This is a genomic window from Sporosarcina sp. D27 (genome assembly GCF_000586555.1).
Lineage (GTDB): Bacteria > Bacillota > Bacilli > Bacillales_A > Planococcaceae > Sporosarcina.
In genome coordinates this window covers 16,704-28,879 of sequence record NZ_AZUC01000049.1, presented here as the reverse complement: position 1 = coordinate 28,879, position 12,176 = coordinate 16,704, and the positions used below count along the sequence as shown (strand labels likewise).

Annotated in this window: 11 protein-coding genes and 1 pseudogene; 1 reads left to right on the top strand and 11 read right to left on the bottom strand. The window is 45.6% G+C overall.

What is annotated here, in order from left to right:
- Positions 1-283 precede the first annotated feature (283 nt).
- From rlmD to N693_RS0113380, 4 genes are all read right to left on the bottom strand, one after another.
- Positions 284-1,645, bottom strand: coding sequence for a 23S rRNA (uracil(1939)-C(5))-methyltransferase RlmD (rlmD, locus tag N693_RS0113400; protein WP_025785342.1), 1,362 nt, complete (start codon positions 1,643-1,645; stop codon positions 284-286).
- A gap of 317 nt (positions 1,646-1,962) precedes the next feature.
- Positions 1,963-2,088, bottom strand: coding sequence for a hypothetical protein (locus tag N693_RS20720; protein WP_256378139.1), 126 nt, complete (start codon positions 2,086-2,088; stop codon positions 1,963-1,965).
- Positions 2,089-2,100: 12 nt separating this feature from the next.
- Positions 2,101-3,126: a cytochrome d ubiquinol oxidase subunit II gene (locus N693_RS0113385; protein WP_025785340.1), complete on the bottom strand. Its 1,026-nt coding sequence runs from the start codon at positions 3,124-3,126 to the stop codon at positions 2,101-2,103.
- On the bottom strand, positions 3,123-4,472 hold the full coding sequence (locus tag N693_RS0113380; protein ID WP_025785339.1) for a cytochrome ubiquinol oxidase subunit I: 1,350 nt from the start codon (positions 4,470-4,472) through the stop codon (positions 3,123-3,125). Before N693_RS0113380 ends, N693_RS0113385 begins: the two co-directional genes overlap by 4 nt.
- Positions 4,473-4,801: 329 nt before the next feature.
- Here N693_RS0113380 and N693_RS0113370 point away from each other — a divergent pair, with 329 nt between their 5' ends.
- Entirely contained in the window at positions 4,802-5,233 is a 432-nt protein-coding gene (locus N693_RS0113370) for an NUDIX domain-containing protein (protein WP_025785338.1), read from the top strand.
- A gap of 512 nt (positions 5,234-5,745) precedes the next feature.
- Here N693_RS0113370 and N693_RS0113365 read toward each other — a convergent pair.
- The 7 genes and pseudogenes from N693_RS0113365 to gatC all read right to left on the bottom strand — a co-directional run.
- A pseudogene (locus N693_RS0113365) lies at positions 5,746-6,666 on the bottom strand (IS3 family transposase); the annotation flags it as partial.
- Positions 6,667-6,717: 51 nt separating this feature from the next.
- Positions 6,718-6,909 (bottom strand): transposase, encoded by a 192-nt coding sequence (locus N693_RS20390; protein WP_172643594.1) that lies wholly within the window; start codon positions 6,907-6,909, stop codon positions 6,718-6,720.
- A 290-nt stretch (positions 6,910-7,199) separates the two neighbouring features.
- Positions 7,200-8,114: a diacylglycerol kinase gene (locus tag N693_RS0113360; RefSeq protein WP_025785336.1), complete on the bottom strand. Its 915-nt coding sequence runs from the start codon at positions 8,112-8,114 to the stop codon at positions 7,200-7,202.
- A 47-nt stretch (positions 8,115-8,161) separates the two neighbouring features.
- A complete protein-coding gene (locus N693_RS0113355) occupies positions 8,162-8,731 on the bottom strand; it encodes a thioredoxin family protein (RefSeq protein WP_025785335.1) in 570 nt (189 codons plus the stop codon).
- 188 nt (positions 8,732-8,919) lie between these two features.
- A complete protein-coding gene (gatB, locus tag N693_RS0113350; RefSeq protein WP_025785334.1) occupies positions 8,920-10,350 on the bottom strand; it encodes an Asp-tRNA(Asn)/Glu-tRNA(Gln) amidotransferase subunit GatB in 1,431 nt (476 codons plus the stop codon).
- A 2-nt stretch (positions 10,351-10,352) separates the two neighbouring features.
- Positions 10,353-11,813 (bottom strand): Asp-tRNA(Asn)/Glu-tRNA(Gln) amidotransferase subunit GatA, encoded by a 1,461-nt coding sequence (gene gatA, locus N693_RS0113345; protein ID WP_025785333.1) that lies wholly within the window; start codon positions 11,811-11,813, stop codon positions 10,353-10,355.
- A 24-nt stretch (positions 11,814-11,837) separates the two neighbouring features.
- Positions 11,838-12,128, bottom strand: a complete 291-nt coding sequence (gene gatC / locus N693_RS0113340; protein ID WP_025785332.1) for an Asp-tRNA(Asn)/Glu-tRNA(Gln) amidotransferase subunit GatC — start codon at positions 12,126-12,128, stop codon at positions 11,838-11,840.
- Positions 12,129-12,176 lie beyond the last annotated feature (48 nt).

The window sequence follows — 12,176 nt, the reverse complement described above, 5'->3', positions numbered from 1 at the left end:
TAAAAAAGTCACCGTATGCAAAACGGTGCCAAGGCGCAATGGGCCATTGGGATTTAAAATGAAGTCAGGTTAGGATTCCCAGATTCCCACCGATTTTCTCTCCATTTTTGAGCACTTCCCAAGCGTTTCCCCCTCTTTTTTCCCATTTTTCTCGATTCGATTAAAAATTTGCGAGAAAGCGCTTGAAGGAATACAGGCACCGTTCCGGTTCAGTAGATTTTGGGGACATGACTTTATTGAAAAACATGCCTCCCCCATGTACGCCTTTATTATGGAGCTACAATTATATTTCCAACCAAGCAACTGCTTCGATATGTGTCGAGTGCGGGAACATGTCCACTGGCTGGATTTCTTGTGTTTTGTAGCCGCCATCTTCTAAGATTCTAAGGTCGCGAGCTAATGTTGCTGGGTTACATGAAACATAGACGACGCGACCTGGTTTGTGTGTCAGAATCGTCTCTAGTAGTTTTTCATCGCATCCTTTACGCGGTGGGTCTACAACGAGTACATCGAATGTTTTTCCTTCACTGTACCATTTCGGAATGACATCTTCGGAAGCACCTGTTTCAAAGTGTGCATTGTCAATGCCATTTAATGCAGCATTCCGTTTTGCATCTTCGATAGCTTGAGGAACGATTTCGACGCCGTATACTTCTTTTGCTTGTTTTGCGAGGAATAGTGAGATAGTTCCGATACCGCAGTAGGCATCGATGACTGTTTCAGTTCCTGTTAACTGTGCGAAGTTGAGTGCTTGATTGTATAGCGTTTCAGTTTGCACAGGATTTACTTGATAGAACGAACGTGCAGAGATTTCAAAGTCAACGCCGCCGATTGAATCGATGATGACATCATTGCCGTAAAGATTCAGGGTTTCATTGCCAAAAATGACGTTTGTCTTTTGTGTATTGACGTTTTGCATGATGGATGTGACATTTGGAACAACGCGTTTAATGGCTTGAATGACTTGGTCGGCTTCTGGAAATTTGCGTCTTGATGTGACAAGTACTACCATTAGCTCTCCTGTTGCCCGGGCTTTACGTACGACTAAGTGGCGCAAGAAGCCTTTATGTTTGTGTTCATCATACGCGTCGATTCCAAGGATTTGCAGTTCTCGCTTCAGCATGGTCATGAGTTCGTCAGCTTCTTCGCTTTGGATGATGCAGACGTCGGTATCGACGATATGATGCGTTTTCGAGCGATAAAATCCGGAGACGACTTGTCCATCACGTTCGCTGAAAGGAATCTGGGATTTGTTCCGATAGCGCCATGGATCTTCCATGCCCAGTACGGGATGCACGGGGACGTCCGGTAGCTTGGCGATTCGGTCGATGGCGTCACGTACGGTTTTCTGCTTTTGCTTCAGTTGTGCATCGTAAGTTAGATGCTGAATTTGGCAACCACCACATTCGGGGTATACGTGACATGGACCTTCGATGCGTTCAGGTGAAGGTGTGATGATGTTAAGCAGTTTTGCGAATCCGTAGTTTTTCAGTGTTTTGCCCACTTTGACTTCGACTTCTTCGCCTGGCAATGCGCCGGGGATGAAAAGCGGATAGCCTTGGACTTTTCCGACGCCAGAGCCGTCGTGAGTGAGATCTTCTATGTGAACGACGAGTCGGTCGTTTTGGTGTACTGCATAGGTCATGATTTCGTGCCCTCCAGTTTTCGGTCTGTACTGTAGTTTACCATAGGTCGGGACGAGTTGCTCGAATCGATTTTGTGGAATTTGGAGAGGGATTGGTTTCTTGCTTGAGCGGATTCGTGGGTTGCTTGATCACTTTTCGGCTTGCTTGATCGGAATCATGGGTTGCTTGATCACTTTCAGAGTTACTTGATCAGATTGTTTGCACGCTTGATCACTTTTGAGGTCGCTTGAGCGGATTTTGGGAACCCTTGAGCAGAATGGAGCGCTTTGCCAAGACTTCCCCTTACAAAAAAAGAGCTGCCTAAGCAGCCCTCTCCTCATTTCTTCTTTTCCTCTTTCTTTCGCTCAACGACCCAATCGTCCATCGGCGCAACAAAAAACGCGACGATGATTAATCCAATTAAAACAATGAATGGTGCGTAAAACATGATGAAGTGTTCCAAACGATCGCCCCCTTATGCATGGTAATCACCTTTGCCGCGCACGTAGTCTTTATCAAACAAGAATAGACGCATGACTAGGATTAGTGACGGGATGAGTAGGCAGAGCCCTAGTATAAATACGACGATGAGCGAGATTGCCATTGCTGGATTTGTGAAGCTGTCGTAAATCGTCAAGTACGGGTAGAGCAAATATGGATAATGTGATGCTCCGTACCCATAAAATGCAAATGCGAATTGTCCTGCGAGCATTGTGAATGCCCAACCATACTGACGCTTTGTGTAGAGTAAGAATACTGTTCCGACAAACAATAGGAACGAAATCAAGAACATCGGCCAGAAGTTTTGGATGTTGCTGAAGTGTTCTGGCTGATACTTTCGAAGTTCGTAAATGATTCCTCCTGCAGCAATCATCGTCGGGAATGACCAAGTGAGTGCATACCTTCGCAGTAAACCTGCCGCCTCGACGTCACGTGCTTTGTTGGCATACCACGTGAGGAATACGGCTGAAATATAAAGCGTTGCTGACAGACTGAGCACGACAATCGACCAGGTCAATGGGCTTGTGAACAACTTCCAATAGTCGAGTACTGGATTGCCATCAACGAGTTCGATGAAGCCACCTTCAGAGATCGTTAACACAATCGACAGCGATGCTGGGATAAGCAAACCTGCTAAGCCATACATGAACGAGTATCCCTTGTGTCCGCGCGATCCATACGTTTCAAACGCGTAGTAGGATCCCCTGATTGCCAGAAGGATTACTCCGAAACTTACGGGCACGAGCAACGTTGTTCCGTAATAGAACGCCGTCTTCGGGAAGAACCCGATGATACCGACAAAGAAAAACACGAGAAAGACGTTCGTGATTTCCCATACTGGGGACAAATAACGCTGAATGACTTTCGTAAGGACGCGCTGTTTTCCAGTGATCAGACTGTATGCATTGAAAAATCCTGCACCGAAATCGATTGCTCCGACCATAATGTAGCCAAACAGAAACGTCCATAATACGGTGATTCCGAGTATCTCAAGGTTCATCGTACATCACGTCCTTTCATTGCATGACGGTCTTCCAGTTCTTTCTCTACTGGATTACGACGGAACATTCGGCGTAGCACAACGACACTTCCGACACCAAGTACGAGATAGAGCAAGCAGAACAGGATGAGCATCATGTCCACTTGACCACTTGTCGTTGCGGCTTCTGACACTTTCATGATATCTCGCAAAATCCACGGTTGCCGACCTACTTCTGCAAACCACCAACCAAATTCAATCGCGAGAATCGAAAGTGGTCCTCCAAGAACAATGAGCCAGCAAAACCATTTCGATGCGATGAACATCCATCCTCTCCACTTCCCTAGAAGGAATACGGCAGATAAGAATGCCATCCACATGCCGATGAAGACCATCAAGTTGAATAAGTAGTGAATGTAAAGTGGCGGCACTTCATCTTCTGGGAACTGATCAAGTCCAGTCACTTCCGCAAAGGGATTGTTTGCTGCGAGAATCGAAAGTCCATATGGAATTTTGAGTGCATATTTGACTTCGTTGTCCTCTGTCAGAACTCCCATTAAGATGAGCTCCGCTTTGTCTGTTGTTTCAAAATGCCATTCGGCAGCAGCTAATTTTTCTGGCTGATACTCGGCTAAATACTTTCCGGAAAAATCTCCGATAATTGCGGCACCAATCGAAAAGATGAACCCGAGTTTCATGGTTAGAAAAAGAGCTTTTTTGTGATAAACATGGTCAGATCCGCGAAGTAATCGGAATGCTGCGATTGCCGCTAACACGAATGCCGCTGTCATAAATGCTGTCACAACAACGTGTGCTACCTTTGTTGGCATCGCCGGGTTGAACATTGCAAGCAACGGGCTGATGTTGACGAGTTCACCGTTGACGATGTCAAAACCACGTGGTGCGTTCATGAAGGCATTGACAATTGTTATGAAAACAGCTGAGAATGCTGCACCGAGTGCTACTGGAATAAGTAGGAGCAAATGTTTTTTCTGGTTTTCGAATCGATCCCACGTGTATAAATATATGCCAAGGAAGATCGCTTCGAAAAAGAACGCGAACGTCTCCATAAATAGCGGTAACGCGATGACATTTCCGGCTAATTCCATGAAATTCGGCCATAATAACGATAGCTGTAACCCTATGGCAGTACCGGTTACGACACCGACAGCTACGGTGATTACGAATCCGCGTGCCCACCTTCTGGCGAGTAAAATATAATGCTCGTCATTTTTTCGAATTCCGACCCACTGGGCTATCATAATCATGAGTGGTACACCAACTCCAATGGTGGCATAAATGATATGGAAAGATAAGGTCGTTTCGGTTAAGACGCGTGAGAAAAATACAGCTTCTTCATTTCCCATGTGCGTTGCCTCCTTCACTGATTAAGTATCCCGCTAATTGTTGGTTTTTATCCAAATAATCTTCCAACAATCGAGAGAAGCATTACGCCCGCGACGCCAAACGCTAACCAAATGAGAACCTTTTCCTGTTTTTTGTACATCGGGACACATCCTTTCAATAGTTTATTTCGAGTGATACAACATGACGTACTAAGTACTTTCCCCACTTTGGATTAAATTACGCATATTTGGGTAAATAAAAGTGATAGTGTTGTGACAGTTTGTTACTTGAATACTTGAATTATTGTCAATTGTAGTGTATACTAGTACAATTAAGCGAGGTGAACGCAATGAAACTTAAACGGAAAGTACTTGCCTATATTACCAAAGGCGAAGAAGAAGACCGCCAACTTCTTGTGTTCAAGCATAGGGACTTCCCTGAAGCTGGACTCCAAGTTCCAGGTGGCACGATCGAGAGGGACGAACTACTGATCGATGCTTTATATCGTGAGATTGAGGAAGAATCCGGAATTCAACGCGATGAACTTGTATTATGTGGTAAACTTCATAAAACGAACTTTTTCCCGAAAGATAAAGATGAAGTACTCGAACGAAACGTTTTCCATTTCGACTATGTCGGAGATCACGAACGTGAATGGGATTATAAGGTGCATGGAGATGGCAAAGATGAAGGACTGGTGTTCCAATTCAAATGGATTCCTGTTGAAGATCTTCCGAAGCTTGCATCGAAGCAAGATCAGGCATTGGAGTTTATCGAATAAGAGTTGGTGGTCAGCAACGAGCCTTGAGCTCGTTGCTTTTTTGTTGGGATGAAGAGTGATTGGAGCAATTTACAGGCGAAATGGAGTGGGTATCCTCTTGTGAATCGAACGCTTGTGAGGAACGAGGGGGGCGCTCTCAGAAACGGGCGAGTTCTCTCCCGGAACGAGCGGGTAGCCCTCGTAAACGGGCGGGTTCTCTCCCGGAACGAGCGGGTCTCCCTCGTAAACGGGCGGGTAACCCACGGAAACGGGCGGGTTCTCTCCCAGAACGAGTGGGTCACCTCGTAAACGGGCGGGTTCACCCAAGAACGAGCGGGTACCCCACGGAAACGGGCGGGTTCTCTCACGGAACGAGCGGGTAACCCTCCTAAACGGGCGGGTCTGGTATTTAGTCAATAAACGTACACTGAAAAATGCTCGGTTTTATATCAGGAATACTACCGCGCTCCGCTTGGTGGGACAGTGAAGAAGAAACATTCCGTTGGAATATTTATCCTTCACCGTCTAAGTGGTCAGGAAATGAGCGCTTCTTTATTCCTCTTGATGAGTTGTTCCTCAAACTTCATCGGGGATAGGTAGCCTAATGTAGAATGTCGTCGTGTTGTATTGTAGAAGTCATCAATATAACTAGGGATTTCTTTTAACGCCTGTTCTCGGGTCACTGTACCCCAGCGATAGATCAGCTCTTTTTTGATGGTGGCATGAAAAGATTCAATGCATGCGTTATCATAGGGGTTCGCTGTCCTGCTCATACTAATCTCCACGTCATGTTCTTTAAGAAGGCTAATATATTCTTTTGAACAATATTGGCTGCCCCGATCAGAGTGATGAAGAAACCCATTCTTTGGTTGACGCAAAAGAAGTGCTTTCTTCAAAGCTGAGGAGACTAGCTCTACTTCCATTGAGACACCGAGGGTGTATCCGACAATACGTCTTGAGCACAAGTCCATTACACTCGCTAAGTAGACCCACCCATCTAATGTGTTGACATAGGTAATGTCAGTCGCCCATACAGTGTTCAACTCTTCTACATCGAACTGACGATTTAGCAGGTTTGGATAAATTGGTTTGTCATGATCGGAATTGGTAGTGGTGACAAATTTCTTTTTAAATTGTGCGGTCAATCCCAGTTCTCTCATTAGCGTAGCTACGAAGCTTTCACTTACTTGATAGCCAATTTCTTTAAGATCCTTATGAATCCTCGGACTACCGCAGACCCCATGTCCAAGGTGGAAAAATAGGAAGACGTCCTGCTTAATCGCTTCTCGGTTTTCATGTCTCCGTTGCCATTCAATGGTTAGTGGTCGGTGTTTCCACTCATAGTAGCCACTTCTTGATACATCCAGAATCTTGCACATCTTCGCCACACTGTACTCTTTTGAATGTTCCTGAATGAATTGGTACCTTATGACTGGTTTTTCGCGAAGACATGCATAGCCTTTTTTAAAATCTCATTTTCTTCTCGAAGGTTCTCCATCTCTTTTTCAGCAGCGCGGAGTTGATATTCCTTCACCTGATTTCTTTTCTTTCAATTCTTTGCGATATCTGGATACCCATCTTCTAATGGTCCCCTCGGCCACGCCTGTTTCATAGGAGAGTTGAGTCATCTTTCGGCCTTCTTCTACCACAAGACGGCAAATATATAACTTGAATGCAGGAGATTGGTGTTTAGCCACTTCATACACGTCCTTTTCATTAGTAATTAGAATATAACAATATTGAGCGGTTGTGTGTACGTTTTTTATAATAGCCCCAGGTCCACTCCCAGAACGAGCGGGTAGCCCTCGTAAACGGGCGGATCCACTCACGGAACGAGCGGGTCGACCCCAGGAACGGGCGGGTTCACTCCCATTACGAGCGGGTCGTCCTCGAAAACTGACGGCCCCCCTAAATGAGCGGGTTTGGTGCAAATTCTGATTTCATTCCGCAAAAAAAACCCCGCACAAATCAGCGGAGTTTCAAGGGTTTACCATGTACGATCTTGTTCGCGAAGCTTATCGAATGGAACGTACATTTCGATATGGCATGAGAGGTTTTCGAAGACAGCGGGTGCTTTCCCGCCATATTCACCATCCAAATTCACGAGGACTTCTTCTTCAGACGTCACTTTTACCGTCTGGGCTTTGCATGAAATCACGAGTGGATCATTTAAGTGCTCGCCTCGTACTGCAAGCGTCACGACGCGGATAAATTCTGCGATGTTACACTTTTTCAAGATAAGCACAGTGAATTTCCCGTCGTTAATGCTCGATTGAGGAGCGAGTTTTTCAAAGCCCCCAACAGAATTCGTTAAGCCCACTAAAAATAGCATAGCTTCATCGTCAAAAACTTTATCATCATACTCGATTTTCACACGGCTTGCATGAATGGATGGAAGCATTTCAATCCCTTTCAAGTAGTACGCGAGTTGGCCGAGCATGGTCTTCAAACGGCTTGGGACTTCATACGTCAGTTCCGTCATTCGACCGCCACCTGCGATGTTGATGAAGAACCGATCGTTCATCTTACCGACATCGACTGGAATTTTTTTGTCTTCTAGAATGATATCAAGCGCTTTGTGGATATCACGTGGAATACGAAGTGCTCGGGCAAAATCATTCGTCGTTCCCATGGGGATAAGACCAATCGGTGGACGCTCGTCGAACTCTGAAACTCCTGCGACGACTTCGTTCAACGTTCCGTCTCCTCCAGCAGCAATGATTAAGTCAAAACCGCGTTCAACAGCCGCAGCGGCAGCTACGGTTGCATCGCCTTCACACGTTGTTGCGTGTGCAGATGCTTCGTAACCAGCTTGTTCAAGCCGCATGAGCACATCCGCTAAATTTTTGCGGAAGACTTCCCGTCCCGCAGTCGGATTATAAATTATACGAGCACGCTTCATACATCGTTTCCCTCTTTCTGTTCACTCAGCTCCAGGTGCACGAGCTATTATTGAGCCTCTTGGACCACTGGCAAGAATGTAGTGCGAATGTCTTCGTAAACCGTCAGCCAATACTCCGGTTTCGTTGAATATTCAGCATGAATTTGTTCATATACCAATCGTTGCTTTTCTTCAAAGTCTGGTGCATCTTTAGCTGGTATTTGTTGTTTCAATCCCATCACATGTTTTTGAATCGTTGAAGCACGTGGACCCCATTTAGCCAACACCTTACCGTCTGCATCGAGTAGTAGGTAGATAGGGATCGAGCGCCCTCCATTCGTCAAATGGCGGTCAATGAGTGCGGTATCTTCATCCCGATACACTGCTCGAACGTCTAAATCCGCCGCTTCCGCAATTCTTCGTAATACTGGATTGTTCATCATCGCGTCTCCGCACCAATCTTCAGTGATCACAAGAATCCGTGGCTTCACTTCTTTTAATCGGGTGATGAATTCGTCGTCTTTTGGCACATCAAACTTTTCATAAATTGAAAAACTGCTATCTTTCAGCTGCTCCATACGATCCATATACTCATTCAGTGAAATCGCTCGTTCAAAATACTCCAATTCAGTAGCCAACGACCCTCACACTCCTTTTTGTGATGTAACTATTCGAATATAAGTTCAGTTAGAACAGTAATGCAAAAACAACCTTTTCCTAAGTGTACCTCTATCCACACATGGAAATCAATTTCCTTGCAATACTCACGAAAACGCCCTGTGTGGATAGCTTGAGCCAATTCACAGGGCGTTGTCGGATGTTCTACTTATCGCTTGCTGATTTCTTCCAACAAGAGTTTGTTAACGAGCGGCGGGTTTGCCTGCCCTTTCGTTGCTTTCATTACTTGACCGACGAGGAATCCTACAGCACGGTCTTTTCCGTTCTTATAGTCCTCAATCGATTGCTCGTTCGCGTCCAAAATCTCACTGATTACTTTACGCAACGTGCCTTCGTCGGAAATTTGTACAAGTCCTTTTTCCTTCACAATTACTGCAGCGTCGCCACCGTTTTCAGCAAGTTCTTTGAATACTTTCTTCGCGATTTTCGATGAAATTGTTCCATCTGATATGAGTTTCACGAGGCTCGCAAGACCTGCAGGCGTAATTGGCGTTTCCTTCAATTCTTTGCCTTCAGCATTCAAGTATTCTGATACTCCGCCCATGAGCCAGTTCGATGCTAGTTTCGCATCCGCGCCAGCCTTCACGGTTTCATCGAAGAAATCAGACATTTCCTTTGTCAATGTTAACACGTGTGCATCGTATGCTGGTAAGTCGAGCTCGCTTACATAACGATTTTTACGCGCATCTGGAAGTTCAGGAATTTCTGCACGTACGCGCTCGATCCAGTCTTCATCGATAACAATTTCCGGAAGATCTGGATCATTGATGAAACGATAGTCGTTCGCGCTTCCTTTAATACGCATCAGAACAGTTTGTCCTGTTGCTTCGTCATAACGACGTGTTTGCTGGACGATTTTCTCTCCAGAAAGCAACAATTTCTCTTGACGTTCGACTTCGTTCGCGATTCCGCGACGCACGAAGTTGAAAGAGTTCAAGTTTTTGAGCTCAGTCTTCGTACCGAATTCATCTTGACCATATGGACGAAGTGAAATGTTAGCATCACAACGGAGTGAGCCTTCTTCCATTCGTACGTCTGACACGCCTGTGTATTGAATAATTGCTTTCAATTTTTCAAGGAAAGCATACGCTTCGTTCGGAGTACGAATGTCCGCCTCAGTAACGATTTCGATGAGTGGTGTTCCTTGACGGTTCAAGTCAACGAGAGAATATCCGTTATCAGAGTGCGTCAGTTTCCCTGCATCTTCTTCCAAGTGCACACGCTCAATGCGAATTTTCTTTTTATAGCCATCTACTTCAATTTCGATCCATCCGTTTGCTCCAACTGGGCGGTCATCTTGGGAAACTTGATAGGCTTTTGGATTATCCGGATAGAAGTAGTGCTTGCGGTCAAAGTTCATGACACGTGCAACATCACAGTTCAGTGCCATGGATGCTTTCATCCCGAAATCGATCGCTTGTTTGTTCATCGTTGGCAAAGTACCTGGATACGCAAGGTCAGTAGGGTGAATGTTCATGTTCGGTGCTGCGCCAAAGTGGGCAGGTGCCGGTGAAAAGATCTTCGTATCTGTTTTCAATTCTACGTGGACTTCAAGTCCGACAATCGTTTCAAAGTTCATAATCAGTTCCCCTTCCCAGCAGGCGGTGTCTGTCTGTGGAATTCTGTCGCTTGCTCGTATGCATGCGCCACTTTATAGAGCATCGCTTCTTCGAAATGGTTTCCGATGATTTGCAAACCGACGGGTAGGCCGTCTGCAAAGCCACACGGAACCGAGATTGCTGGAATACCAGCAAGGTTGACAGGTGTAGTCAATAAGTCGTTCGCGTACAGCGTAAGCGGATCTTTGATGGTCTCTCCAAGTTTATATGCATTCGTTGCACTAGTTGGTCCAACGATGACATCGTATTCTTTAAAAACATTTTGGAAATCTTGCGCGATCAATGTACGGACTTTTTGTGCACGCTCGTACAAGTCTTCGTGATGACCGGCACTAAGTGCATATGTTCCGTACAGGACACGTTTACGGACTTCTTCACCGAAGCCTTCAGAACGTGAACGCAAATAGATTTCGTTCAAGTTTTTAGCATCTGCAGGGTGGTAACCGTAACGAATACCATCAAAACGAGCAAGGTTCGAGGATGCTTCTGCAGATGAGATCACGTAGTATGTCGGAGCAGCATAGCGTGAATAGTGTAAGTCCACTTCATCGACATGAGCTCCTAGAGACTCAAGAACTCCGATTGCTTTTTTAACGGCTTCGCGTACTTCTGGATCGACACCTTCACCTAAATAACGTGCTGGCACGGCTATTTTCAGGCCTTTAATGTCTCCCGTTAATGAGTTACGGAAATCTGGAACCGGCTTTTCAGATGCGGATGCGTCACGATAGTCAGCACCTGCGATTGCGCTAAGCAACATCGCGTTGTCTTCAACCGTTGTCGTAATCGGTCCAATTTGGTCCAGAGATGATCCGAATGCAACAAGACCAGAACGTGATACGCGGCCGTATGTTGGTTTCATACCCACGACGCCACAAAATGCGGCTGGCTGACGTACAGAGCCACCTGTATCTGATCCAAGGGAGAATAGAACTTCTCCAGCAGCGACTGCCGCTGCAGATCCGCCTGAAGACCCACCTGGTACACGGTCCAAGTTCCAAGGATTACGAGTGATTTGGAACGCAGAGTGCTCTGTTGTTGAGCCCATTGCAAACTCGTCCATGTTGAGCTTTCCGACAACTACCATCCCGCTATCTTTCACACGTTCTGTAGCTGTGCCTTCATAGACAGGTACGAAGTTTTCCAACATTTTACTTGCACATGTTGTTTTAATGCCTTTTGTGATGATGTTATCTTTAATACCAATCGGCATACCGAATAGGCTACCGCGTTTGTCATCAGGAAGGTTGTCCAACTGTTCGGCAGCAGCAAGGGCTTCTGGTCCAGTCACAGTTAGGAAGGCCTGAATGGTTTTATCTTTTTCTTCAATAGTTTGCAGTGTAGCTTCAGTTAGTTCTTTAACCGATAGTTCACGACTATGTAAAAGAGACTGAAGTTCAGACGCAGTTTTGTTTACTACCATAAGTCAATTCCTCCTCTATACAGGTCAATCTAGGATGTTCGGTACTTTAATAAGACCGTCTTCGTGGTCTTCTACACTCTTCAGCATTTCATCACGATTGAGAATGTCTTCTGGTGTGTCTTCGCGCAACACATTCACAATTGCAAGCGGATGTGTCATCGGCTCCACATCAGTCGTATCGAGTTCTTTTAGTCGATCTGAAAACTCGAGTAGTGTGTCCAAACGAGTCGCGTACTTTTCCGCTTCCGCGTCTGGCATATCAATCCGTGCGAAATTCGCATAATACTGGATATCCTCTTTAGTAAAATTGGACATGGTCTCTCCTCCTGGCTTTTGTACAATACGATTAATCATAACACCTCA